Below are 25,209 nucleotides of genomic sequence, written 5' to 3'. Positions count from 1 at the left end.
ATGGCTGAATTTGCGGGCAAGGTGGTGATCGTAACGGGCGCTGGCGACGGGATCGGCCGTGCAGCGGCACGGGAGTTCGCAGAGAAGGGTGCCAAGATGGTGCTGATCGACGTCAAGGGTGTCGAGACCATCGCGGACGAACTGAAAGCCAAGGGCAGTGAAGTCATCGCCGCATCCATGGACGTGCGCGACGGTGCGGCCTGGGGCGAGTTGGTGGAGGATGTGCTCGCCAAGTTCGGAACGATCGACGCGCTCGTCAACAATGCGGGTGTTGCCGTTCCCGGGGATACGGCGGCCGATGTATCCGAGGACGTCTGGGACAAGATCATGGACGTCAACGCCAAGGGCGTATGGCTCGGCATGAAGGCCGTCCTGCCAACGATGATCGAGAAGAAGAGCGGCAAGATCTGCAATGTCGCTTCGACGGCCGCACATATCGGCTTGAAAAATGCCGCCGCCTATTGCGCGTCCAAGGGCGCCGTGCTGGCTCTGACCCGTCAGGCTGGCGTGCAATACGCGCCGCTGAACATCCAGATCAACTCGGTTTCGCCGGGCACCACGATGACGGGCCTTCAGAGGGACGTGACTGAGGAGCAGCGCGCCGCCTTCCTGCCGTTGACGCCGATCGGCCGCTTTGCAGCGTCTGAGGAGGTCTCCGGCGTCATCGTCTTCCTTTGCTCGAATGGTTCTTCCTTCATGACTGGTGCAGACGTCAGCATCGATGGCGGGATGGTCGCGCTATGAACATTCTCCTGACGGGTGGCGCGGGCCTGATCGGCATGGCGGCGCGAGAAACGCTTGCCGGCGCTGGCCATGCGGTGACGGCGGTCGATATCACTGATTTCGGCCGCGGCGACACGATGCTTCGGATCATTGGGCTGGATGACAGGGATGCACTCGATGCCTTGATCCAGGCGAAGAACATTGATGCTGTCGTCCACTGCGGCGCGATCTCGGGGCCAATGATGGCAAGGGGTGAGCCGCTGAAGATCGTCTCGGTCAATATCGATAGGACGGCACTGCTGCTCGATCTCGCCCGCATCCACAGGATGAAGCGTTTCGTGTTTTGTTCTTCGATCAGCGTCTACGGCGATGCAGGTCCGATCACCATCAATGAAGAAACGCAGCTTCACCCGACATCGGTCTACGGCGCCAGCAAGGTTGCAGGCGAGCAACTGGTGGAAGGGTTTGCCTCCGAGTACGGTCTCGACGGCGTGAGCCTCAGGATCGGTCGGGTCTACGGTCCCTATCGCCGTGCCAACTGCTTCCTCAACGATATCATCCGAAACGCCGAAGCTCGGAAGCGGACGACCATCCCCTGCGATCCGGATTTCATCTATCATTATGTCCATGTTGACGATGTTGCCGGGGCCATTGCGGCGGTGCTTGCTGCACCGGCATTTCCACGGCGCTCGTATAATGTAGGAGCCGGTGAAGCGCTGACGATGCCGCAGATTGCCGACGTCGCCGCCGATGCGATTGCCGGTGCGGATATCGAGCTCGTTCCGGGGGCGGACGACGTGCCGGATGTGCAAACCGATTTCGATACAGGGCGCATCGGCCGCGATCTCGGCTGGCGGCCGCGTCTGCCGCTTGCGGCAGGGCTGAGGGCCTATAGGGACGCCATTCTCGCCGGTCGATCCGCCTGATCGACGCAACAGACATGACCTAATCCTACGCTACACCCCTGCTTGCGCCGGGTTGCCGCTGGATGCGCGTCCGGGATGCTCAATTGCAGATCGGAGAGGGCCCAGATTTTAGTGATCGCTACAGATAGCCAAGATGTCGATCAATGTCACCGCCTTTATGCCGCCGCGTGCCATCCGTCTCGGATATGACGGAGGCCTTCGCGATAGACCGCTTCCGGCGTCTCGGCAAAGTCGCGCCAGACCTTTGTCGCGGCGGCAAGGTCCTTGAGCGCCCGACCGAAGGCCTCGATCGTCAGCCAGCCGTCGTAGCCGCTCGCGCGCATCGCCTTGAACGTCTCCGCCCAGGGAATGTTGCCACGCCCCGGTACGCCGCGGTCGTTCTCCGAAATGTGGACATGGACGATGCGGTCACGGTTTCGCGTGAAGGCGCCGATGGGATCGGCCTCTTCTATATTGCTGTGGAAGGTGTCGTACATAGCGCGGATATTCGGATGCCCGACCGCATCGACATGGGCCGCAAGTGCATCCATCGTGTTGAACAGGTAGCATTCGAAGCGGTTCAGCGCCTCGAGCCCGATTGTGACGCCGCGCTTTGCTGCATGATCGCCGATCGCGCGTTGCGAGGAGACCGAGCGCTTGAGTTCTGCCGCGCTCGGCCCGCTTCCGGAAAATTTGCCAAGCGTCGAATGCAGCGGCCCGCTCAGCATCGTGGCGCCGAGCGCATCGCTGCAGTCGATTGCCCATTTCATGTAGTCGATGCCACGTCTACGGGTCGTGGCGTCGGGGGCGATCAGGTTCATCGACGGGTCGCCCATGGCGGAAACGGCGGTCCGTTCCAGGCCGATCCGATCGAGCAGGGCCCCTAGTCGGCGGTAGTCGTCTGGCGTGCCAGAAAAGACCGGGATCTCGACGCCAGCAAACCCTGTGTCCTTGATGTCTCGCAACAGTCCTTCGTGCTTCCGGCTTACACTCGTCGTCCAGAGGAACATGCACATACCGATCTTCACGGTTCCTCCCTTCGGCCCTTGGCCCCACACGGTGGCAAAGTCTTTCACTTCGCGATTTGGTAATACCAAAATTGGAAATCTGGTCAAGCCAATTCCCGTATCGCCCTCCCTCAGTTTGCGCATAAAACCAAAAAAGTGGGATTAAATGTCGGCATAATCAGAGGTATTGTCGTTCTTCACTCCATCTTGCCGAGGGGCGAAAAATGCGCTAGAGCTTTCAACTCATAATAATTGGTCAAACCAGATTACCGACGATGATGGCGCTGACCAACGAGAAAGGTGACCGTTTGCCGCCCCGCTGGCGGTCGAGCGAGCTGCAACAGTCTGGGAGGACTTCATGCATCTTTCGACACATAACTGGATGCGGGCGGAACCGCTTGCCGTCACGCTGAAACGCATTAAGAAATATGGCTATGAGAGCATCGAGATATCCGGCGAGCCGACACAATACGACGTCAAGGAGACGCGCGCGTTGCTGAAGCAGCATGGCATCCGCTGTTGGGGGGCCGTCACGCTGACGCTCGGTGAACGCAATCTTGCCGCCAGGAACGACGGCCAGCGCGCGAGGTCAGTCGACTATGTCAAGAGCGTCATCACCATGGTCAGCGAACTCGAGGGCGAAATCGTCACCCTCGTGCCGGCGACCGTCGGGAAGGTCGTGCCGGATGGGACCGAGGAGGAAGAGTGGACATGGGTGGTGGACGCCACCAGAGAGTGTTTTGCCCATGCCCAGAAGAAGGGCGTGCGCATTGCCGTCGAGCCCCTCAACCGTTTCGAGACCTATTTCTTCAACCGCGCCGCCCAGGCACTGGCGCTCGCCGATGCCGTCAGCCCTGAATGTGGCGTCTGCCTCGATGCCTTCCACCTGAACATCGAAGAGGAAGACATGTACCAGGCGATCCGGCTCGCTGGAAAGCGCCTGTTCGATTTCCACGTTGCCGACAACAATCGCTTCGCCGCCGGCCTCGGCCAGCTCGACTGGCCGAAGATCATCGGCACGCTGAAGGAGATCGGTTACGACGGCGCAGTGACGAACGAGTTTGTCGCAACCGTCGATCGCACGCCGGCCGCCAAATATCCGGATATGGTGGAGCGCAATCCCGTCGATATCTCGCCGGAGCAACTGAAGTTCATCCAGGACCACGGCTCGAGCCTTCTCACCGAGAAGTTCTACGACGATCAGATGCGGATCACTGCCGAGACGATCCTGCCGCTGATCAAGTAACGAACGGAAAGGCATGTGCCCTGCGGCCTGAAGGTCGTGAGGGCGGGGGACCCGACAGATGCGTATCAAGACCGCAAAAGCCTGGTGGGTGAAGATCCCCATCGAGGCGAGCCGCCAACACCGCAGCGACTTCGGCCGGCTGACGACGTTCGACGCTGCGATCTTGCGTATCGAGACAGACGACGGCATTGTCGGCTGGGGAGAGGGCAAGAATGCCGCCGGCAGTGCAGGCACCTACGGCACGCTGGTGGACATGCTGAACCACGAGGTGGGGCCGAAGCTCATCGGCCGTGACCCCGCTGACATCTCCGCCATATGGGAAATGCTTTATAACGGCGTACGCCATGAGATGGCGGCGATTTCCGGTCACGCCATGCCGGACATCGCGCGGCGCGGTCTATCTGTCGCGGCGATCAGTGCAGTCGACATGGCGCTCTGGGACATTCTCGGTAAGTCTCTCGGCGTCCCCGTCTGGAAGCTGCTGGGCGGCCGCAAGGCGGACAGGTTGCCCGCCTATGCCTCGGGGGGTTGGGAGAGTGCGGACCGGATCGGCGAGCAGCTCCAGTCCTATATTGCGGTTGGCGGTTTCAAGTCCGTCAAGATGCGCGTCGGCGCGATGGACCGTGCGCCGCATGTCTCGGCGTCGCGCGTGCGGGCGGCCCGCGAGGCGATCGGCCCCGATGTCGACCTGATGGTCGATGCGCACGGCACCTATACGGTCGCCGAGGCGAAGCGCTTCATCCAGATGGTGGCGGATTGCGATCTCGCCTGGTTCGAGGAACCGGTGATCGCCGACGACAAGCCGGGCATGGCGGAGGTGCGCGCCGCGGGAAACGTGCCGATCGCCGCGGGCGAGAGCGAGGCGACACGTTTTGCCTTCCGCGATCTTGCTATGCTGCGGGCAGCCGATATATTCCAGCCCGATCCGGCCTTCTGCGGCGGCATAACGGAGGCAATGCGTATCAGTTCGCTCGCCAGCGCCTTCAACCTCCGTTTCGCGCCGCATTTGTGGGCCGGTGCGCCCTGTTTCTTCTCTGGCCTGCACCTGTGCGCGGCTTCCCCGGCAAGCTTCGTCATCGAATATTCGCTTGGCGCGAATCCGATGATCCATGATCTTGTCGAGGACACAGTGTCGGTGAAGGACGGTATGATAGAGATTCCTGATAGACCCGGCCTGGGCTTCACGATCAATCAGCGGGTCCTGGAGGCTCACGCGCAAAGACAGTGACGATGAAAGAAAATTCCCTTCTCTCCGATCTCGCGGCATACCTTTTCTCGCACTTGAGCGGCAACGGCCGCACGCCCTCAGAACGCGAACTTGCGGAGCATTTCGGCGTCAGTCGCGGCCAGATCCGCGAGGCGCTGGCCATCCTGGAGGCGATGCGTATCGTCGAGCGCCGCGCCAAGTCGGGCATCTACCTGACAACCACGGAGGCGAGCGTAGAGGCCATGGCCCTTTTTGCCCGCGCCGGCGTGCCGCTCGATCCGATCCTGATCTACGAGACCGTGGAGCTTCGCAAGATCCATGAGATCAAGGCCGCGGAACTCGCCTGCATGCGGGCGACGGCAGAGAATTATCAGCGCCTGCGCGATACCCTCGCCGCGTCCGAAGCGAGGCTTGCCGCGGGCGAGGGGCTGGCACGCGAGGACCGGGATTTCCATCTGGAGATCGTCCGAGCCACCAAGAATAGCGTCTTCTATCGCGTGTGCAGCGTCTACTACACGATGGGCGAGCAGCGCTTACCGATCTATTTTAGCGACGCCGCCCGCAGCCGGCGCTCGCATGAGGAACATATCCGCATCTACGAGGCGCTGCTTGCCCGCGACGGCAATCTCGCCCAGGCGCTGATGAATGCGCATCTCCAAGGTGCGGAAAGCTATTGGAAGGGTCTTATCGGCCGGCCCGCGACGGTCGCCGGATAGGCGTAACCGGCGGGAGAGCTGATGAGCTTAATCTTTTCCACACATCCCCTGCATCCCGCGGCCGAGGCGATGCTTAGGGCTGCTGGCGATCTGCGCGTCGCCTCCGCCCCCGATCCCGAAACGTTACTGCGAGAAGGGCGGGGCGCGGGCATCGTCGTCGTGCGCGCGCCGATCCCGCCGGCCTTCTTCGAGGATGCACCTGCACTTCGCGCTGCGATCCGCCATGGCGCCGGGGTCGACATGGTGCCGATGGATGCGGCGACCCGCGCCGGCGTGCTTGTCGCCAATGTGCCGGCTGTCAATGCCCGGACGGTCGCCGAGCACGTCTTCCTCGTGACGCTGGCCCTGCTTAGGCGCTTCCGCCCGATGGACCGGGACCTGCGGCAGAAGGGCTGGGTGGTGGGGCGGCGCCAGTCGGATGCGGCTGTGGACCTCGGCGGCCGCACCTTTGGCATCGTCGGGATGGGCAATGTCGGCAAGGCGATTTTCCGGATCGCGAAGTTCGGTTTCGATCTGGAGGTGGTCGCCACAAGCCGGACGCCGGAGAGCATGCCGGATGGTGCGCGTTTCCTGCCGGTCGACGATCTCGTCGCGGCGGCCGACATCGTCGTGCTCTGCTGCCCGCTGACGCCGGAGACAACCGGTCTGCTCAATGCCGGGCGCATTGGCCGGATGAAGCCCGATGCCATTCTGGTCAATGTCTCGCGCGGCCCAGTGATCGATGACGCGGGGCTGATCGAGGCGCTGCGCAATCGCCGCATCGGCGGAGCCGCGCTCGACGTCTTTGCAACCGAGCCCCTTCCGCCCGACCATCCATATTTCGGCTTCGACAATGTCATCGTCACTCCGCATCTCGCCGGTCTCACGGATGAGAGCATGATGCGGATGGGAACGGGCGCGGCAAGCGAAGCCCTGCGCGTCATGAAGGGCGAACTCCCCGTCAATCTGCGCAATCCCGAAGTGGTCGAGCACTATCGCCGGCGCTTTCCGGTATAGCTCCGCGCCCCTTCGCGGCAACCCGAAGCGCTGGCCTGCGGTGTCTCCGAGGCCGTCGGCATCTTTTCGGACCTATCATGTCAGCCCGCGTGCCGCAGGCTGACGCCGCTTCCGCTGTCGAACAGCACCACCTTTTCCGGATTCCACGAAAACCGAACCGTATCCTCGATTCGGAGCACCGTCTGCGCCGGCACCGTCGCGTGGATGAACTTCTCGCCGATGCGCAGCGTGACGATCTTGGCTACCCCGTGGTTCTCAATGTCGTGCACCGTCGCCTCACCGGGACCTCCGCTTTCGAGTTGCAGGTCTTCGGGGCGGATGCCGAAGGTCATTGAACGTCCATCCGTTGCGATGCTGTGTCCGCTGCGGAAGGGCAGGCGGTAGCCATCGTTCGATACCGCCTCGCCGCCGGTGAGCTTTCCGTCGATCAAGTTCATCGGCGGCGAGCCGACGGAGCGAGCCACGAACGTGTTGAGCGGGTTGTTGTAGATTTCATGCGGCGTGCCCGTCTGCACGAGATGGCCGTTGTTCAGCACGCCGATCTTGTCGCCCATCGACATCGCTTCGATCTGGTCGTGTGTGACGAAGAGGAAGGTTGCGCCTAGGTTCATCTGCAGGTTTTTCAGCTCGGTGCGTAGCGCCTCGCGCAGTTTCGCATCGAGCGCCGCAAGTGGTTCGTCCATCAGAAAGACGCGCGGCTTGCGCACGATGGCCCGGCCGATCGAGACGCGCTGCATCTCGCCGCCCGACAGCCTGTCAGTCTTGCGGTCGAGCAGGTGCTCGATGCGCAGAGTTCTTGCAACTCGGTCAACGCGTTCCTTGATCTCAGCGGGTTCGACGCGGCGGATGCGGGATTTCAACGGAAATTCCAGGTTCTCCCGCACCGTATAGCGCGGATAGAGCGAATATTGCTGGAGCACCAGGGCCACGTCGCGCTCGGCGACACCCCAGCCGGCGACATCCTGCCCGTCGATGAAGATCTGCCCAGCCGTCGGCTTTTCGAGTCCGGCAATCAGGCGCAACGTCGTCGTCTTGCCGGCGCCGGTCTGGCCGAGCAGCACGAAGAACTCGCCGTCGGCGATGTCGATGTCCATGTTTTTCAAGGCCATGTGGTTGCCGAAGGTCTTGGTGATACCCTTGAGTTCGATGTGCGCCATCAGAGTCTGATCCCGAGTGACGAGCCGGTTGCCGTGTTGAAGAAATGCGCCTGCGCAGGGTCGATGCGGGCCCAGACGGCTTGGCCAGGACCAGGCACGAATCCGCTCTTGGTGCGGGCCCTAATTATCTGGTCGCCGACCTTCAGGTCGACGATATCGTGCGAGCCGAGCGGTTCGATGATATGTGCCTCGACCGGCATGAAGCCCTCGCGGGCCTCGCGCGAGACGAGCACGCCCTCAGGCCGGACGCCGAGCGTCAGCTTGCCGTTTTCCGCCCTCGCGTCCGAGAGGCGGTTGGCAAGGGCGGCGGGAAACTCGAAGCCCTTTGCGCCACCGCTGACCTGCACGCGGGCATGGCCGCCCGTTTCACTGACGGTCGCCTGCGCCATGTTCATGACGGGGCTTCCGACGAACTGGGCGACGAACATGTTGGCGGGCTGCGAGTAGACCTCTTCCGGCGTGCCAACCTGCTGGAGGATGCCTTCGTGCATGATGACGATGCGGTCGGCGAGCGACATGGCCTCCACCTGGTCGTGCGTCACGTAAACGGTGGTCGAGCCCTGCTTGATGTGCAAACGCTTGATTTCCGCCCGCATCTCTTCGCGTAGTTTCGCATCCAGCGCACCTATTGGCTCGTCCATCAGCATGGCCTTCGGGCGTCGCACAAGCGCGCGGCCGATCGCAACACGCTGCATGTCGCCGCCTGATAACGCCGATGGCTTGCGGCCCAGCAGGCCGGTGATGCGCAGCACGCCGGCGATCTCGCGCACCAACCTATCGACATCGTTCCGGCTCATCCGGGTGGCGCGGAGCGGAAAGGCGATATTTTCGTAGACCGTCATGTGGGGATACAGCGAGAACGACTGGAATACCATCGCGATGTCCCGGTCGGATGCCTTGATATGCTGCACCGGCCGACCGTCGATCAGGATGTCGCCCTCATCGATGGTCTCCAGGCCCGCAACGGCGCGCAGCGTCGTGGTCTTGCCGCATCCAGATTGTCCGAGCAGCACGATGAATTCGTTGTCGGCGATGGCGAGATTGAGGTCCTTGATGACCTGGACGGCACCGAAATATTTCTGAATGCCACGAAGTTCGATCTGCGTCATGAACGGCTGCCTTCGTCTTGCTGCTCGTCCCGCGGAATCTTGGTCGTCACCATGAAGGCGATCAGCCCGACGAGCGTCATCGTCAGCCCGTAGCGGTGGAGAAACAGGTTCCAGGGCTGGCAGAGCGCGATGATGCCGAAGATCATCAGGTACTGCGAACCGGGTTCGAGATATTTCTGGTTCAAGGCGCGAAAGGTCATTTGCGGATCGCTCCGAAGCTCATGCCGCGCAGGAGATGGTTCCTGAGCAGGAAGGTGAAGATGGCGACCGGCAGCAGAAACAGGAACGTGCCGGCGGCAATCACCGTCCAGTCCGGCAGGCCGGAGCCGACCTGGCTCGGAATGAAGGGCGGCGCGGTCTGCGCTCTCCTGTTGGTCATGATCAGGGCGAAGGCATATTCGTTCCAGGCCGTGATGAAGCAGAAGACGGCCGTGGCGGCGATACCGGTGGCGGCTTCCGGGATGACGATCTTGAAGAAGGCCTGCATGCGGGTGTAGCCGTCGACGAGTGCCGCCTCCTCATATTCCTTCGGAATTTCGTCAATGAAGCCCTTCATGAGCCAGACCGAAAACGAGAGGTTGAAGGCGGTATAGAGGATGATCAGGCCCCAATGCGTGTCGTTAAGGCCGACGACGCGGTACATGAGGAACATCGGGATCGCCACGACAACGGGCGGAAGCATCCGCGTCGACAGGATGAAGAAGAGAAGGTCCGCTTCCCCCTTCATCTTGAAGCGCGAGAAGCCGTAGGCCGTGAAGGTTCCCATGCCGACGGCCAGCACGGTGGACGTGATCGCAACGATCAGCGAATTCATGAAGCGGTTCGGATAGCCGGACAGCTGGACTTCGCCGCGGCCGTCGCGGACGATTTTCTCGCCGCCGTCAAACACCATCCGCTCCCACCAGGGGGCGGCGGCATATTCTTCCGGCGTCGGCGGTTCGCGCAGTTGCGAGCGCTTGGTGAAGAGCTTCACGAAGGGCGAGATTTCCGGCTTGAAGAGCACCGTCGGCGGAATGGTGGTGGCGAGGTTTCGCGGCTTGAAGGCGGTTGAGGTGATCCAGTAGATCGGCGCCAGGAAGATCAGCGTGATGACCAGCACGGCGGTGATCGCCACCCGGTTCAGCGCGCGTTCGGAGCGGGTTTGGACGGCAGCCATCTCAGCGCTCCTTCACCTTATTGAGGTATTTGACATAGATGTTGGTGATGGCGAGCACCAGGATGAGCACGATGTAGGCGAGTGCGCAGGATCGCCCCGTCTGCCATTCCTGGAAGGCCATCTTGTAGAGTCGGATCGAGATCATCTCGGTCGTCGGTTGGCTTGTCAGGATGTAGGCGAGGTCGAAGGTCTTGAAGGCTTCCATAGTGCGGAAGATGATCGCGATCATCAGGATCGGCGCCACCAGCGGCAGCGTGATACGAAAGAAGGTGTAGAGCGGTCCCGCCCTGTCGATCGCCGCTGCCTCGTAGAGATGCTTTGGTACGGCCGAAAGCCCGGCGAGCGATAACAGCATGACGAAGGGTGACCACATCCAGATGTCCGTTATTGCGACCGCGTAGAGCGCCATGTTCGGATTCGACAGCCACTCGAACGAGCCGAGGCCGAGCGCGTAGTTGATGATGCCAAAGGACGGATCGTAGAGCAGCTTCCAGAAGAGGCCGACCACTGCCATCGACAGCATCATCGGCAGCAAAAGCAGCGTCGTCAGCAGGCCCTTCAGCGGAATGTCGCGGTTGAGCAGCATTGCGGTGCCGAAGCCGACGATCACCTGCCCCGTCACGGAGACGATGACATATTTCGCGGTGATGGCGAAGGTCGTCCAGATGAAGGGGTCGTTCAGCAGCTCGCGATAATTCTGCAGGCCGACGATATTGGCCGGCGCGTTCGACGAGGCGCGGAAGTCGGTAAAGGAATAGCCCAGCGAATAGATCAGCGGAAAGATGTTGAAGACGATCAGGAATAGGATCGTCGGAATGATGAAGAGATTGCGGATCCGGATGTCGCTCATGCCGTGGGGTGCAGCCCGCGATTTCTTGTCCAGCGATGTCATGACAGCGGTGGCCAACACTCTCCTTCTCCTCCGAGAGTTCGGCGCCGGATGCAGGGACGAGCATCACAATGCGCGGAGTTAATTCGGGGCGCCCCGCCCACTCGAACCGCGCCCCTTGGCGCGGAGATGCAGAATGAAAAGGGAGGGGGCTGGCCCCTCCACGGGACGCGCTTGCTACTTGTGGCGTCCATACTTCTCGAAGGTGGCGTTCCAGTCCGTTGCCAGAGAGTCGAGCGCTTCCTTCGCCGAGCCTTGACCGGCGGTAACGAAGGGATAGACACGCTGGTTCATCTGAATCAGCAGTTCGGCGTATTCAGGCGTCGCCCAGAAGTCCTTCACCTTGAACATGGTCTCGTAGAAGGCCTTGTTATAGGGTGTCGCATTCTGGAATTCCGGCGATTCAAGCACCTTGGCGCTTGCGGTGTAGCCGCCGAGTTCGGCCCAGCGCTTCTGGGTCTCGTCCTTGATAAACCATTCGAGGAATTTCATCGCCTCCTCCTTGTTCTGGGAGTAGGAGACAATCGAGATGCCCTGGCCGCCGAGCGCTGCAAACTGTTCACCGTTCGGACCTGCCGGATTGGCAAAGAAGCCGGTAACCTTGGCGTTCGGGTTGGACGCCTCGTTCACCAGAGCCGGGAAGAAGGCGAAGTAGTTCATGCTCATCGCCGCCAGGTTCTCGGTGATCGCCTGGTTGTTCTCGACAAAGAAGGTCTTGGCCCAGCCGGGAGGTGTGAAGCCGTAGAGCTCGCGATACATTTCGAGCGCCTTGACGTTCTTCTCCGAGTTGATGATGCCGTCGACCTTGTAGCTCTGATAGTCGCCGAGTTCTCCTCCATAGGAGAAGATCGCGTTCTCGACACCCATGACGAGACCGTCATAGGAGTTGTCGGTGTAGATGGCGATGCCGTAGCGCTTCTTGTCCGGGCGGTGGAAGAACTCGGCAATGTCGCGCATCTCGGCCCAGGTCTTCGGCGGGGCCAGATCATAGCCGTACTTCGCCTTGAAGGCCTCCATTTCCTTTGGATCTTCGAACCAGTCCTTGCGGTAGGACCAGCCGACGGCGTCGCCTTCAGCAGGGATCGACCAGTACTTTCCAGAGTTGGAGGGGTATTCGGAGTAGTATTTCACCGTCGCCGGGGCCATGACTTCGTTCAGCTTGTGCTTGTTGAAGAAGTCAGTGAGATCGACGTAGTGCCCGGCTTCGGAGGCAGCACCGATCCACTGGCTGTCGCCGACTACCAAGTCGTAGGCCGAGCCCTTGGCATTGAACTCGGTAAAGGCCTTGGTCTGGAAGTCGGCCCACGGCGTGGTCTCGACAGTGACCTTCACGCCCGTTTGAGCCTCGTATTCATTCACGAGCTCCTGAAGGTAGTTTGCCGGGTCCCACTCGGCCCAGAAGATCGTCAGTTCCTGGGCTTGTGCGGCCGTTCCGCAGGCCCACATCAAGCCAATCCCGGCCAAGAGACTCGTCATAGTTTTGCGCATAACGTTTCCTCCCCTTATGCACGCTTCCCGCGTCGTTGCAGGCTTTTCGATCCGACTTTCCAATCCTCCCGGGTGGTGTAGGCGCTTGGGTCCTCCCCGACCCTTTGCCCGTTTCAGTCGCAAGCCTGATTTCTTAGTTTCTTCATCTGGTAGTACCAAATGTGATTGTCGTCAAGACCAACTTTTGGTAGGGCTTCCACCAAAACTGACCTTAAAACTCCTCAATCGGCTGGGTCTTCCTAAAAGCCTCCCGTCGGGCAACCTGATGCCATGACTGATCTGGACTACCACAAAAACGGGAGTATTAATCAATCTGGTAGAACCAGTTGTCGCTACCAGGTCGTGAAGTCGTCAATGTCAGGCCGCGTTCCCCGCCTCCCGAACCGCAGCTTCGACGAGCGCCTTGGCCGCCCATTCGGCAACAGCCTGCGCGCCTTCGGAGGTCAATCCCCAAATATCCTTCAACACGATCAGCACCTCGACACCGAAGACAAGGGAGAGCGCCTGTAGAAGGCGTTCCCGCGACTCGGGCGGCACGGTGCCCTGCAGGGGTGCAGTCGCACACTTCAGCAGATCGACGCGGTGACCACGCTTGAACAGCGGCTCGTTGCCGAGCGTGCCCGCCTGGCGCTGGGCCCACTGGTCCAGCGAAAGCTTCAGCGCCGCTTTAAAGGTGGCCTCAAACTCGTCGATGCGCGGCATCGCGGTCGCCAGCAGGTCGGCGACGCGGGTGCGTGCATCGGGACTGTCGGACGACCAGTCAAGTATGGGCCCCAAAGCTTCGTCCACTACGGCATGCACGAGCACCGCCTGGCTGGGAAAGTAACGGTAGGCCGTTGCGCGCGACACTTCGGCCGCTTCGGCGACTTCGCTTACCGAGGGAGTGATGCCGGATTGCATGAGCCGCGTTGCCGTTTCCAGCATCAGTTTGCGCGTGCGAGCACGCGGGCCTCGCTCGGCGGCGCCAAAAGCTTCGTTGTGTTGACGTGAGACGTTCATTTCGTTATGATACGCGCGTCTCATAAAATTGCAAGCGCCGATCGGTGGCCCAAAAAAGTGGGAATGTGGCGGAGGGGGAATCCGCGGTCGCGGAGGAGAAATGAAGCGGATCTACGTGGTCGGCACGGCCGATACGAAGGGCGAGGAGCTTGCCTATCTGGCGGCTTGCATCGAGGCGGCCGGAGGCGGTGTCGTGCGCGTCGATGTCGGCACGCGTGAGCCTGCGACCGCCGTCGATGTAAATGCCCGGACGGTTGCGGCCTGCCATCCGGAGGGCGTCGCAGCCGTCCTTGCCTGCGACGACCGCGGCAGGGCGGTCGAGGCGATGGGCATTGCCTTCTCGCGCTTCCTCGCCGAGCGCCAGGACATTGCCGCCGTCATCGGTATCGGCGGAGGCGGGGGCACGTCGATCATCACCGCAGGCATGCGACAATTGCGGCTCGGCCTGCCAAAGATCATGGTCTCGACGCTCGCGTCCGGCGATGTTGCGCCCTATGTCGATGTTTCCGACATCGTGATGATGCCCTCGGTCACCGACATGGCGGGCCTGAACCGGTTGAGCCGGGTCATCCTGCACAATGCGGCCCAGGCGATCACGGCCATGGCCAGCCGGCCCGCTGAGGTGGCGGCATCGAAACCGGCTCTCGGGCTTACCATGTTCGGGGTAACCACTCTTGCCGTAGCCGCCATGGTCGAGCGCCTCCGGGCCGACTACGATTGCCTGGTCTTCCACGCCACCGGCACCGGCGGGCGCACGATGGAGAAGCTCGCCGACAGCGGGCTTGTCTGCGGCGTGCTTGACATCACGACCACCGAAGTTTGCGACCTGCTTCTCGGTGGCGTGCTGCCTGCCACACCGGACCGTTTCGGTGCGATTGCTCGCACGGGCTTGCCCTATCTCGGCTCCGTCGGCGCCCTCGACATGGTGAATTTCTGGGCGCCGGAGACGGTGCCCGGGCACTATGCCGGCCGGCAATTCTACCGCCACAACCCAAACGTCACCCTGATGCGCACAACAGCGGCCGAATGTACACAGATTGGGCGCTGGATCGGCGAGAAGCTCAATCTCTGCCACGGTCCCGTGCGCTTCCTCATTCCAGAGAGGGGCGTCTCGGCCCTCGACATCGAAGGCGGCGCATTCTTCGACCCGCAAGCCGATGCCGCGCTCTTTGCTGCGCTGGAGGCGACCGTGAAGCCAACGGCGGCGCGACGCATCGTCCGCCTGCCGCTCCATATCAACGACCCGCAATTCGCAGAGGCCGCAGTCGCGGCCTATCGCGACATCGCCAACCCCTAAGAGACAAGATCGATGCCAGCCATACCTCGCAAGACCATCCTCGAAAAATTCCACGGCATGATAGCAGCCGGCGTGCCGATTGTCGGCGGCGGCGCCGGCACGGGCATCTCCGCCAAGGCCGAAGAAGCCGGCGGCATCGACCTCATCATCATCTACAATTCGGGGCGCTACCGCATGGCGGGCCGTGGCTCGGCGGCCGGCCTGCTCGCCTACGGCAATGCCAACGAGATCGTGAAGGATATGGCGCTCGAGGTGTTGCCCGTCGTGAAAAAGACGCCGGTGCTTGCCGGCGTCAACGGCACGGACCCCTTCGTACTGATGCCGCGCTTTCTCGCCGACCTGAAGGCAATGGGCTTTTCCGGCGTCCAGAATTTCCCGACAATCGGCCTCTTCGACGGCCGAATGCGGCAGAGTTTCGAGGAGACAGGCATGGGCTACGGTCTGGAGGTCGAGATGATCGCCACCGCCCACGGGCTTGACCTGCTGACGACGCCCTATGTCTTCAACGAGAGCGAGGCGATCGACATGACGGTCGCCGGCGCCGACATCGTCGTGGCGCATATGGGGGTGACGACCGGCGGCACGATCGGCGCCACCTCCGGCAAGTCGCTCGATGACTGCGTCGATGAAATCACGGCGATCGCCAAGGCCGCGCGCTCCCTGCGCGATGACGTCATCGTGCTCTGCCACGGCGGCCCGATCTCCATGCCGGAGGATGCGCGCTACATCCTGGAGCGCTGCCCTGGCTGCCACGGCTTTTACGGTGCAAGTTCGATGGAGCGACTGCCGGCAGAGGTGGCGATCCGCAAGCAGACGGAAGATTTCAAGGCGCTCGCCATCGGCGCTGTCGTCTGAGGAAGAAGACGGGAGGAGACCAATTCATGGCGGATGACACGTACTTCAACTATCCGGAGGAGGTGAACACCTTCGGTTTCGATTGGGGCAAGCTGTCGCTGACGGTGGGGCCAGAGGTCAACGGCGCCAGCCGGTTTTCGGGAGGTGTCGTCGACCTGCCGATTGGCGAGGGCCATGCCCGCCACAATCATCCGGGTGCGGAGGAGATCATTTTCATCATCTCCGGCGAGGGCGAGCAGATGGTTGAGGACGAGAGCGGCAATCCTATCACAAGAAAGGTCGGCCCCGGCTGCACCATCTACGTTCCGGAAAGCCGCTTCCATTCGACGAGGAATACCGGCTCTGCGCCGATGCAGCTCTTCGTCGTCTATTCGCCGGCAGGCCCGGAGCTTGCGCTTCGCGAGTTGCCGGACTTCCGCCTGCTGCCGCCAGGCCGCTGAAACCCGGCCATTCATTTTTTGGGAGGAAAAACGGTGAACAACAACGCAATGGATACAAGGCCCACCGTGCCGCCGTTCGATACGGCCAAGCTCGACCGGCTCATGGAGGAGGCAGGTATCGACGTCATCGTCGTCACCTCCAAGCACAACACGCAATATTTGATGGGCGGCTACAAGTTCATCTTCTTCGCGGCCATGGATGCGATCGGTCATAGCCGGTACCTTCCGATCGTGATCTACGAGAAAGGCGCGCCGGACCATTCAGCCTATGTGGGCAACCGCATGGAAGGGGCAGAACACCATAACAATCCGTTCTGGACGCCCGCCGTGCATACGGCGACCTGGGGCACGAAGGATGCGGCCGAGCTCGCCGTCGAGCACCTGAAGAAGATCGGCAAGGCCGGCGGGCGCATCGGCATCGAGCCGGCCTTCCTGCCTTCCGACGCCCGGGACCTTCTTACCTCGCGGTTGGAGGGCGCCCGGTTCGTCGATGCCACGCATGCGCTGGAGCGGCTGAGGGCCGTCAAGACGCCGGATGAACTGGCAAAGCTGAAACGCGCCTCCGAACTGATCACCGACTCGATGCTGGCGACGATCGCGGCGGCGCGCGCGGGCTCGACAAAGACGGAGATCATCGAGCAACTGCGACGGGAGGAAACGAACCGCAGCTTGCACTTCGAATATTGCCTGCTGACGCTCGGCTCCAGCCACAATCGCGCCGCCTCGCCGCAGACCTGGGGGACGGGCGAGGTCCTGTCGATCGATTCCGGCGGCAACTATCACGGCTATATCGGTGACCTCTGCCGCATGGGTGTTCTTGGCGAGCCGGATTCCGAGCTGGAGGACCTTCTCGCCGAGGTGGAGTCCATCCAGCAGACGGCTTTCGCCAGGGTCAGGGCTGGGGCTGCGGGCAGCGAGATGGTCGTGGCGGCGGAAGCGGTGCTTAAGGCTTCGCCGTCGGCGGCCTTCACTGACTTTTTCTGCCACGGCATGGGCCTCATCACCCACGAAGCGCCGTTCCTGATGACGAACCACCCCGTCGCCTATGAGGGCATAGATGCCGACAGGCCGCTGGAAGCCGGCATGGTGATCTCGGTCGAGACGACGATGCTTCACCCGCGGCGCGGCTTCATCAAGTTGGAGGATACGCTCGCCATCACCCCTGGCGGCTACGAGATGTTCGGCGACCGCGGTCGCGGCTGGAATCGCGGCGGCCTCTAGGCGATCGGCTCTCGCCATCTCGCCGCCCCGAGCGACCGGTCGACCAGATTGCCTGGTCTGTCGGCTATGAAGACCCGGCTGCCTTCCGACGAATTTTTCAACGCTTGATCGGGCTTTCACCAAGCAGCTATCGTCGCCGTTTCGAGATAGGCAGAAACGAGGAATTGGCTGCGTAGCGTTACGTTCGTGAAAAGGCCGCTTTGCCAGGAACGTTTCGCTTATCGAAGATCGTGGTAACTAAATCCGCAGCAATCGGCACAAGTTAAGAAAGCGCATTTCGTTGTTGCCGACACAAGGGGATATCGCGGAAATGCTGCAAATGGCGCAAAATACGCTCTCTCTTACGAGAGCGATAGTTCCACAAATCATTGTTGCGCTTCAACCCCCCCACTATCAGCAGGTTAGTCAATCTCTTAGCCAGAAAAATATAGGGGTCCTTGGTCCCAATCCGTTCAAGGCGATCATTGCGACAACCTTCAGCGTGAAATTCGCTCAGTGACGTTGTTCATCGATTTGAGGGCCGAGTGGATCTGAGCGACGACCGCCGCGCCCTCGCCAACCGCCGCGGCCACTCGCTTCGTCGAACCCGATCGGACGTCGCCGATGGCGAAGAGGTTCGGCACGCTTGTCTCCAGGGGATGCGGGTGTTGACCGGACCGGTCTGACGCTGCGTCCGCGCCGGTCAGGATAAAGCCGCTCTTGTCACGAGCCACGCGGCATCTGACCCAGTCAGCGTTTGGATCTGCTCCGATGAACAGGAACAGGTGCCTCAGCGCGAGCTCGAGGTCTCGTTCTGCTGCCGCATCGCGCAGTACGGCGCCTGACAATCCCGTGCGATCGTTGCCGGATACGGATGCGATCTCGCAGCCGACATGAAGGACGACGTTCGACAGGGCGGCGATGCGATCGATCAGATAGCGCGACATCGTCTCCTCGAGCGGCCTGCGCACGACGAGATGGAGCTTTCTAACCTGCGGCGCCAGGTATGCCACGGCCTGTCCGGCAGAATTGCCGCCGCCGATGAGGGCGATCTCCTCGCCCTGACACAACCGTGCCTCGACCGGCGTTGCCCAATAGGAAACGCCTGCTCCTTCAAAGGTGTCGATGCTTTGGACCTTCGGGCGTCGGTAGCGTGCTCCGGAGGCGATTACGACGGTTTTGGCGCGCACGGATCGCCCACCAGTTAGTTGGAGAAAATGCGGCGCCCCCGCGTGCTGCGCCGGCTGGAATTCGAGCACCGCAAGGGGCAGCGCGATATCCGCGCCAAACTTGAGCGCCTGATTGAATGCGCGTCCGGCAAGGGCCTGCCCCGAAATTCCCGTCGGGAATCCAAGATAGTTTTCAATCCTGGCTGATGCGCCCGCCTGTCCGCCAGCCGCACGCTCATCCACGACAATGACTTTCAGACCCTCGGAGGCAGCGTAGACCGCTGCCGCCAGCCCGGCAGGACCTGCGCCGACGATCGCGACGTCGTAGAGTGCTTGCGGGTCAATGTCGGGCGTAATGCCAAGACACATGGCCGCTTCGAGCTCAGTCGGATGTTTCAGAACAGTCCCGTTCGGACAGACCATCACAGGGACATCCTCGGGCGCGACCCCCAACCTCTTGACGAGGGCCTGCCCCTCCTCGTCGACCGTGCAGTCGAGAACCAGATGCGGATAATTGCTCCTCGTCAGGAAACCCTGAAGGCGAGTCAGGGCGGAACTGCCCGGCACTCCGAGAAGGATGGAGCCCGCACCCCCCGTGTCGATCAACGCGACCCTTCGCAGAATGAAAGCGCGCATGACCAGTTCGCCGATATCGGCCGATCCGATGACCATCGCGCGAAGGTGTGGGCCATCGAAGGGCAGGGCGACGCATCCTTCGGGACCCGCCACACCCCTGACGAGCGAGGGGCGGCCCGCGAGCTGGCTGACCTCTCCTGTGAAGTGACCGGGCTTATGGACGACGACCTCAGTTTCGTTCAATGGGCCGTCATGGCGAAAGACCTCAAGCGACCCTTCGAGAACAATCCATATCGGTGCGGCTTTTTCGCCGAAGCCGAAGACGGTCTCGCCCGCTTCGAACTTGCGAGCATCCGCGCTCGCGAAGCGTCGGGCTGTTGCCATCTGATGGGCGGTAAGAACGGGGAACATCTGCTCAATGCGGCTGCTAGAAGTCGACATGGCGGCCCTCCGGTAGTCGTAGTCGGTTTCAAATGTATCGCGGGATCGGACCGTTCTGTGGCGTCTGGTTCGGCAGGTCCACCATCGTCTCGTCGACATAGCACCACCCCCAGCCCTCGGGCGGGTCGTAGCCCTCGATGATAGGATGACCCGTCTCCTGGAAGTGCGCCGTCGCATGGCGGCCTATGGAATCGTCGCAACAGCCGACATGGCCGCATTCCCTGCAAAGGCGGAGATGGACCCAACCCTGATCGCTTTCGAGGCATTCCTCGCAACCAAGCGTTCGGGGGACAACATTCCGGATCGTCATCAGATGTCCGCATGGTTTCATCGAAACGCGTCCCCTCGGCTTTTCACCAGCCGTTCCTCAGGTTGAAGACACAGGTATAGCTACTATCAGTGTCTTCGGTTGTCCACGCTGACAATCTGACATCAATTTCTATCTATGACCATCGGACGTAATGAGCCTAGAATTCCGACCATCAACGCAATCGCTCGCGGGATCTCAACAATGATTGGTTGCCTGTTTCCAGTTCTTCTGCTCCTCATCGGCGGAGTTATCGGCGGGGTGCTGGGTGGCACAACTGGAGAGGTTTGGGGCGGAGCCGTCGGCTTCCTGTTGGGGTTAGTGCTCTTTGCTGTACTTATTGGAGTGCTCGCGCGCGCTCGTCACCGATAATTGACGGCACTTTTTGTTGATTCACAGTCTACGCGCATTGCGCGACGAAGCGAGTGTCGATATTGCGCGGCAAGCGTTCGTTGATACCGCTGCCTATGCGAAGATGCTAGCATAAAGCCACGGCAACCCGCGCGGCAGCTACCTCCCGAGGAAGAAAAGTCAGGTTTGAGCGCGGGCACGTAATACCCTGTCGTGCGTGTTGATCGCCCGACACGCCAGAACGTCCTTCTCCAATATCCAAACTTTGCCGTCTTCACCCTCATGACGGTAGATTGCCGCGTTGGCCATCTGGCGATAGAGATCGGCATACCGAAGCAGGCGCTTGAGCGGTGTTGTGACACAAAACGGTTCGTTTTTGATACTTTTGTCGAAATAACAAAGGCATCTTCCGCGGCCGCAGACCCGCTTGACAAAACCAATCCTGGATTTAGGTACCTGGCACGTCGAACGGTGCTCGCAGGCAAGGCACGCAGATTCCAGGAGAGAAAACCCCATGACCATGGCAACCAAGACAGGCCGTTTCGCGCTCGGCGACCTCGCGCTGCAATCGGGCGAAGTGATGCCCGGCGCGAGCCTTAGTTGGAAGACCTATGGTACGCTGGCGCCCGGCCGCGACAACGTTGTCGTCTTTCCCACCAGCTACACTGCCCAGCATACCGATCAGGAGTGGCAGATTGCGCCCGACAAGGTTCTGGATCCTACGCGCTGGTTCATCATAACGCCGGAGATGTTCGGCAATGGGCTGTCGTCGAGCCCGTCCAACACGCCCGACTACCCGAGCCTGGTGACGACTGCCGACAACGTTCGTGCCCAGAAGCGTTTGCTGGCCGAGGTATTCGGAATCGAGCAGGTAGCCTGTGTCTACGGTTTCTCCATGGGGGCCCAACAGGCCTACCATTGGGCGGCGCTCTTCCCCGAGGCCGTCGAGCGCGCCATCGTCGTGTGCGGCAGCGCCCGGACGGCGCCCCACAACAAGGTATTTCTGCTGTCGCTGCTCGCAACCCTCGAGGCGGCGCCCGAACACCTCGGCGGCGGACGCTTTTCGACAGAGCCCCGCGCGGCGCTGCGTGCCTTTGCCCGTATCTACGCCGCCTGGGCGATGAGCCAGGACTGGTATCGCGCCGGACTGCATTTAAGCAGCACGGATGCCGCGACGCTGGAGGATTTTCTCACCGACAGTTGGGAACCGGGATTCTCCCGGAGGCCAGCCGCAGATCTATATGCCCAGGCTTGTACCTGGATTGCCTCCGACATCAGCGACAATGAGATCTACCGGGGCGACCTGGTGCACGCGCTCAATGCGATACGCGCTCGCGTTCTGCTCCTGCCGGGGCGAACCGATCTTTACTTCCCCGTGGCCGATAATGCTGCCGATATCCCACATCTCGCCCGCGCTGAACTGCGGCCGATTCCTTCCATCTGGGGCCATCGTGCCGGCAGTCCGAAAGACAACGAACTCGATCTCGACTTTCTGCGCCGCGCCGTAGAGGACTGGATGAAATAGTCCGTAGCCGACCTTCCGCCGTTGGAGCAGGCAGATAGAATTCGCCACTGCGCTTTCCTTCCGAACCAGCGAACTGGCCGACGCCTAGCCATTGGTATCTCGGCCTATGCGGCAAAAAAGAGACCGCCTCAGCGGTGATGCGAGGCGGTCAATGTTGTTGCGTCGGTGACGGGGGAGGAAACACACCGACGCCAACTTGTCGCCCAACTGGGAGGAACTTGTTGCGGCGATAATCAAAAGCTACCACGGCACGGCTTCCGCCGAAATTAGACGGAGGTCTACCGAAACTAGACCTATGGATACGACCTCTGCATGTCTCTGATTACATAGGCCGACGCATCGCCATGGGGCGAAATTCCATGGGGTTCCGGAAGTGGCCGTCTTCCGCTGTCGGCCCTTTGCGGTCATGAGGATGAGCCCGAGAGCGGGATCCGTCGCGACGTCGAGCGACTTCAAGCCCTGAAGGGTGTCCTCCCACATCCTGGGCCTGATCTCCTTCAGGCGCAGGATGATATCGAGAAGGCTTCCACGCTCGAGACTGACCGCGCGGGATCCGGTTCTCAGTGTCCGGCGATAGAGGAAGCCGCATTGGCGGCGGTGTTTCGTCCTCAGCTAGACTGCGCGTGTAGTAGGTCTTCCCGGTGAAATCGTCTTCCGCTTCGTCGTACCATCCTCGGAAGGTCACGTGGACCGCAGGGATCGACAAGGAATCATCGAGTTCATCGGCGCTACCGTTGAAGAAGGCTTCGGTGGCTTCGTCCCACCATTCGATGTTCGAACTGAAGTGATCCTGCTGTTCTTCCGACAGTCGGGTTACGGTGAGCTCGATTTCGATTATTGGATTGCCGGCCTCGGCCGCTGCCGGATTGTCTCCCGCTTGTTCCGAGGCCACTTCAGTGACAGCTTCCGCTGCGCCGCCTTCGGGAAGGGCGCCATTACTCGCCAAGTATCGGCCGAGATGGAAATCGTGCTCGTCGATTGGAGGTAGCCTGTTGAGCCGATCCGGTCCCAGGCACAAATCGATCGCCTCCAGAACGGTGGATTTGCCAACGTTGTTGTCGCCAATGAGAACGGCGTGGGCGGGCAGAAGTAAGTTGGCAGTCTTGATGCCTCGTAACCGGCGTTTTTGACCTGTCGATCAGATGATGGGCGTTTGCCTCGCCGCCGCGTGACCGGCTTTAAGCGTTGGGAGGATTCAATGCTTGAACTCTATGCGTCTGGAACCGCGATCACCGCGGTGCCCGACCATGCCGCATAAACACAACACCGCCCGCCATCATCGCATTGACAAGGTGAATTCAAGGTGACGAACTGGCGGGACTATGAGGCAGGTCTTCGCCGACGTGGCAGCCTAACCCTGTGGCTGGCGTCGGAGGCGCATGCATGCGAGGGAAGGAAAATCTCAGATGGGGCAACCCGAAACCGCACAAAGAACCCAGATCGCCCTCGTCACTGGCGGAGGTACCGGCATCGGTCGCTGCATCGCCAAGGCGCTGAGCGCGGAGGGTTATGCCGTTATCATTACCGGCCGCCGCAGCGATGTGCTGGAAAAAGCCGCTAGCGAAATTGCCGCCAAGACCGGCGGCACGATGCGGGCGATCGCCTGCGATATCGGCGTTGTCGAGCAGGTCGCCGACCTCTTCGACAAGGTCAGAAAAGAGTTTGGTCGGCTCGATCTCCTCGTCAACAATGCCGGCAGCGGTGTTCCGGCGATCCCGCTGGAAGACGTCACTTTCGATCAGTGGAGCGGTGTGGTCGCGGCCAACCTCACCGGTGCCTTCCTTTGCACGCAGCAGGCTTTCAGGCTGATGAAGTCGCAAGAGCCCCGCGGCGGCCGCATCATCAACAACGGGTCGATTTCGGCGACGACGCCGAGGCCGAATTCCGCCCCCTACACTGCGACCAAGCACGCAATCACCGGCCTCACGAAATCAACCGCGCTCGACGGGCGGCCATTCGATATTGCTTGCGGCCAGATCGATATCGGCAATGCCGCAACAGAAATGACCGCGAGGATGAGTTCTGGTGTGCTGCAGGCGAACGGAGAAATCGCCAGCGAACCGACGATTCCCGCCGAGCATGTTGCTCGCGCGGTGGTCTACATGGCAGGCCTTCCGTTGGAGGCAAATGTCCTGACCATGACGGTGATGGCGACAAAGATGCCGCTCGTCGGCAGGGGGTAGGGTGTTGAAAACGAATTGGTTGGCGTCCTGGCGGTGATATCCCGGAGGAGGGGATGACCGGCAGGTATGGGACTTGTGCGCATCCGCCATCGGCTCATCGCCGCCGGCCGGAGGACTTCTCGAGAGTGCACATCGACGGTGCTGGCGGCTTTGTCGGAGCGCCGGGTTCTCAGGAGCCTTCGTCGGGAATGTTGAGGATTTCTCCGCAGGCCTTGCAGTGAACAGCATCCCCATCGTGCCGCTGCAGCCCGCATCTGTGGCATGGAAAGGTGACCTTGTGTGGTCGAACTATCGCCTGTGCTAGCCTGACAAAGAGCGAAATGCCGACAATCATCGTGACAACGGAGGTCAGCTTGCCGAGCGTTCCGGGAAGGGTGATGTCGCCGAAGCCAGTCGTGGTCACCGTCGCGACCGTGAAGTACAGAGCGTCCACGAACCCTTCGCTCCCCTCGCTGTTGTAGAAGAACGAGGTGTAGACGAAGCCAGTAATCAAGAAGAGGAAGACGACGAAGTTGATCACTGCCCGCACCACGTCGAGGAAGTCGTCATAGCCCATCATCCGAAGACCTTCTTTTAGAAGCGGGCTTCGCCCAATCGCCCACAGCCGCATCACCCTCAGGAAGGCAAAGTTGAAGAGGACGTCCGGGAACAGAAGGGTAGACAGGACAACGATGTCGATCCAGGTCATCGGGCGCAGGATCCATGCGCGGAAAGACGGCGCGGCGATCGCGCGGGCCACCAACTCGGCAGCGATCCAAATGGCGATCACATAGTCGATGACGAGGTAGGTCGGGCCCGTACGAAGGTAGGGCCCGAGTACGAAGAAGACGAGGATGGCGACATCAACAATTGCGAATATGGCCTGCAGGAGGATCGCATCCTTTCCCTGTGCTCTTTCGAGCCGCCGCAGTCCCCGCAGAAATCTCTTGCGATGCGAGCCATCCATGGTTCGGAAGATGTCCATGCTGCAGAAAATAGCTCATCCGTCTCGTCCATCAAGACGTAGGCATTTCGAATGCCCACCGATACCGCGGGTCACAGAACGGCAACTTTTTGTTGATCTCTGAGGATGGCGCGCTCTGGAGAGAATGTCGATCATCGGCGAAAGTTCTGGCCGCAGTTCTTTCGGCCGCTTGGCGATGACGAGCCAAATCAAGGTCTCTGAGATCGCGAAATTCGGTATCCGGGTGCGCCCGGTCCGTTGCCAGGCTGGGATGGCACCCAGATCCGTTGCCCGCCATTATGAAAATCGAAGGCGGGACTGTCA

The 25,209-nt window shown here is 61.2% G+C and carries 24 protein-coding genes and 3 pseudogenes; 15 read left to right on the top strand and 12 right to left on the bottom strand.

Features of this window, described 5'->3' with window-relative positions:
- Positions 1–744: an SDR family NAD(P)-dependent oxidoreductase gene (locus FHT86_RS31365; protein ID WP_166656974.1), complete on the top strand. Its 744-nt coding sequence runs from the start codon at positions 1–3 to the stop codon at positions 742–744.
- A complete protein-coding gene (locus FHT86_RS31360) occupies positions 741–1,649 on the top strand; it encodes an NAD-dependent epimerase/dehydratase family protein (RefSeq protein WP_133710832.1) in 909 nt (302 codons plus the stop codon). The genes FHT86_RS31365 and FHT86_RS31360 overlap by 4 nt, the downstream gene beginning before the upstream one ends.
- A gap of 155 nt (positions 1,650–1,804) precedes the next feature.
- Here the strand turns inward: FHT86_RS31360 and FHT86_RS31355 are convergent, their stop codons facing one another.
- Entirely contained in the window at positions 1,805–2,656 is an 852-nt protein-coding gene (locus tag FHT86_RS31355; RefSeq protein ID WP_133710833.1) for a sugar phosphate isomerase/epimerase family protein, read from the bottom strand.
- Positions 2,657–2,993: 337 nt separating this feature from the next.
- Between FHT86_RS31355 and FHT86_RS31350 the strand changes: the two genes are divergently transcribed.
- Genes FHT86_RS31350 through FHT86_RS31335 form a run of 4 tightly spaced genes read left to right on the top strand, consistent with a single transcriptional unit; the run spans position 2,994 to position 6,800 of the window.
- Positions 2,994–3,881, top strand: coding sequence for a sugar phosphate isomerase/epimerase family protein (locus tag FHT86_RS31350; RefSeq protein ID WP_133710834.1), 888 nt, complete (start codon positions 2,994–2,996; stop codon positions 3,879–3,881).
- A gap of 58 nt (positions 3,882–3,939) precedes the next feature.
- Positions 3,940–5,109 carry a mandelate racemase/muconate lactonizing enzyme family protein gene (locus FHT86_RS31345; RefSeq protein ID WP_133710835.1) on the top strand — a complete coding sequence of 390 codons (1,170 nt, stop codon included), beginning with the start codon at positions 3,940–3,942 and terminating at the stop codon, positions 5,107–5,109.
- Positions 5,110–5,111: 2 nt separating this feature from the next.
- Positions 5,112–5,804, top strand: coding sequence for a FadR/GntR family transcriptional regulator (locus FHT86_RS31340; protein ID WP_133710836.1), 693 nt, complete (start codon positions 5,112–5,114; stop codon positions 5,802–5,804).
- Between the two features lie 21 nt (positions 5,805–5,825).
- Positions 5,826–6,800 (top strand): hydroxyacid dehydrogenase, encoded by a 975-nt coding sequence (locus FHT86_RS31335; protein WP_133710837.1) that lies wholly within the window; start codon positions 5,826–5,828, stop codon positions 6,798–6,800.
- An 80-nt stretch (positions 6,801–6,880) separates the two neighbouring features.
- Here the strand turns inward: FHT86_RS31335 and FHT86_RS31330 are convergent, their stop codons facing one another.
- The 7 genes from FHT86_RS31330 to FHT86_RS31300 form a co-directional block, all read right to left on the bottom strand.
- Complete coding sequence (locus tag FHT86_RS31330) at positions 6,881–7,957, bottom strand: ABC transporter ATP-binding protein (protein WP_133710838.1); 1,077 nt, start codon at positions 7,955–7,957, stop codon at positions 6,881–6,883.
- A complete protein-coding gene (locus FHT86_RS31325) occupies positions 7,957–9,066 on the bottom strand; it encodes an ABC transporter ATP-binding protein (protein ID WP_133710839.1) in 1,110 nt (369 codons plus the stop codon). The genes FHT86_RS31330 and FHT86_RS31325 overlap by 1 nt, the downstream gene beginning before the upstream one ends.
- Entirely contained in the window at positions 9,063–9,266 is a 204-nt protein-coding gene (locus tag FHT86_RS31320; protein WP_133710840.1) for a hypothetical protein, read from the bottom strand. Before FHT86_RS31320 ends, FHT86_RS31325 begins: the two co-directional genes overlap by 4 nt.
- Entirely contained in the window at positions 9,263–10,222 is a 960-nt protein-coding gene (locus FHT86_RS31315) for a carbohydrate ABC transporter permease (protein ID WP_133710841.1), read from the bottom strand. Before FHT86_RS31315 ends, FHT86_RS31320 begins: the two co-directional genes overlap by 4 nt.
- A 1-nt stretch (position 10,223) precedes the next feature.
- Complete coding sequence (locus FHT86_RS31310) at positions 10,224–11,129, bottom strand: carbohydrate ABC transporter permease (protein ID WP_133711008.1); 906 nt, start codon at positions 11,127–11,129, stop codon at positions 10,224–10,226.
- Between the two features lie 159 nt (positions 11,130–11,288).
- Complete coding sequence (locus FHT86_RS31305; protein WP_133710842.1) at positions 11,289–12,599, bottom strand: sugar ABC transporter substrate-binding protein; 1,311 nt, start codon at positions 12,597–12,599, stop codon at positions 11,289–11,291.
- A gap of 357 nt (positions 12,600–12,956) precedes the next feature.
- On the bottom strand, positions 12,957–13,598 hold the full coding sequence (locus FHT86_RS31300) for a TetR/AcrR family transcriptional regulator (RefSeq protein ID WP_166656976.1): 642 nt from the start codon (positions 13,596–13,598) through the stop codon (positions 12,957–12,959).
- 100 nt (positions 13,599–13,698) lie between these two features.
- Between FHT86_RS31300 and FHT86_RS31295 the strand changes: the two genes are divergently transcribed.
- The 5 genes and pseudogenes from FHT86_RS31295 to FHT86_RS31275 form a co-directional block, all read left to right on the top strand.
- Complete coding sequence (locus FHT86_RS31295; protein ID WP_133710844.1) at positions 13,699–14,895, top strand: Tm-1-like ATP-binding domain-containing protein; 1,197 nt, start codon at positions 13,699–13,701, stop codon at positions 14,893–14,895.
- 12 nt (positions 14,896–14,907) lie between these two features.
- On the top strand, positions 14,908–15,750 hold the full coding sequence (locus FHT86_RS31290) for a phosphoenolpyruvate hydrolase family protein (RefSeq protein WP_133710845.1): 843 nt from the start codon (positions 14,908–14,910) through the stop codon (positions 15,748–15,750).
- Between the two features lie 26 nt (positions 15,751–15,776).
- Positions 15,777–16,190 carry a cupin domain-containing protein gene (locus FHT86_RS31285; RefSeq protein ID WP_133710846.1) on the top strand — a complete coding sequence of 138 codons (414 nt, stop codon included), beginning with the start codon at positions 15,777–15,779 and terminating at the stop codon, positions 16,188–16,190.
- A 48-nt stretch (positions 16,191–16,238) separates the two neighbouring features.
- Complete coding sequence (locus tag FHT86_RS31280) at positions 16,239–17,411, top strand: M24 family metallopeptidase (RefSeq protein ID WP_133711009.1); 1,173 nt, start codon at positions 16,239–16,241, stop codon at positions 17,409–17,411.
- A gap of 32 nt (positions 17,412–17,443) precedes the next feature.
- A pseudogene (locus tag FHT86_RS31275) lies at positions 17,444–17,587 on the top strand (helix-turn-helix domain-containing protein); the annotation flags it as partial.
- 300 nt (positions 17,588–17,887) lie between these two features.
- Here the strand turns inward: FHT86_RS31275 and FHT86_RS31270 are convergent.
- Both FHT86_RS31270 and FHT86_RS31265 read right to left on the bottom strand, forming a co-directional pair.
- The gene (locus tag FHT86_RS31270) at positions 17,888–19,576 is read right to left on the bottom strand and encodes an FAD-dependent oxidoreductase (RefSeq protein WP_133710847.1); all 1,689 of its coding nucleotides are present in this window, start codon (positions 19,574–19,576) and stop codon (positions 17,888–17,890) included.
- Between the two features lie 28 nt (positions 19,577–19,604).
- Complete coding sequence (locus tag FHT86_RS31265; RefSeq protein WP_133710848.1) at positions 19,605–19,907, bottom strand: UBP-type zinc finger domain-containing protein; 303 nt, start codon at positions 19,905–19,907, stop codon at positions 19,605–19,607.
- Positions 19,908–20,748: 841 nt separating this feature from the next.
- Between FHT86_RS31265 and FHT86_RS31260 the strand changes: the two genes are divergently transcribed.
- Both FHT86_RS31260 and FHT86_RS38700 read left to right on the top strand, forming a co-directional pair.
- A complete protein-coding gene (locus FHT86_RS31260; protein WP_133710849.1) occupies positions 20,749–21,759 on the top strand; it encodes an alpha/beta fold hydrolase in 1,011 nt (336 codons plus the stop codon).
- Positions 21,760–22,444: 685 nt separating this feature from the next.
- Positions 22,445–22,747 carry a hypothetical protein gene (locus tag FHT86_RS38700; protein WP_312862588.1) on the top strand — a complete coding sequence of 101 codons (303 nt, stop codon included), beginning with the start codon at positions 22,445–22,447 and terminating at the stop codon, positions 22,745–22,747.
- Positions 22,748–22,774: 27 nt separating this feature from the next.
- On the opposite strand, the pseudogene FHT86_RS38695 reads toward FHT86_RS38700, so the two are convergent.
- Positions 22,775–22,825: pseudogene (locus FHT86_RS38695) on the bottom strand (hypothetical protein); the annotation flags it as partial.
- 181 nt (positions 22,826–23,006) lie between these two features.
- Here FHT86_RS38695 and FHT86_RS31250 point away from each other — a divergent pair.
- Together FHT86_RS31250 and FHT86_RS31245 are read left to right on the top strand one after the other, a co-directional pair.
- Positions 23,007–23,143 (top strand): annotated as a pseudogene (locus tag FHT86_RS31250) (IS5/IS1182 family transposase); the annotation flags it as partial.
- A gap of 22 nt (positions 23,144–23,165) precedes the next feature.
- Positions 23,166–23,942, top strand: coding sequence for an SDR family oxidoreductase (locus FHT86_RS31245; protein WP_133710850.1), 777 nt, complete (start codon positions 23,166–23,168; stop codon positions 23,940–23,942).
- A 169-nt stretch (positions 23,943–24,111) separates the two neighbouring features.
- Here the strand turns inward: FHT86_RS31245 and FHT86_RS31240 are convergent, their stop codons facing one another.
- Positions 24,112–24,906, bottom strand: coding sequence for a potassium channel family protein (locus FHT86_RS31240; RefSeq protein ID WP_133710851.1), 795 nt, complete (start codon positions 24,904–24,906; stop codon positions 24,112–24,114).
- Between the last annotated feature and the right edge of the window lie 303 nt (positions 24,907–25,209).

This window comes from Rhizobium sp. BK313 (genome assembly GCF_014193655.1).
In the GTDB taxonomy this organism is placed as follows: domain Bacteria; phylum Pseudomonadota; class Alphaproteobacteria; order Rhizobiales; family Rhizobiaceae; genus Rhizobium.
This window is presented reverse-complemented; position numbering and strand designations above follow the sequence as displayed.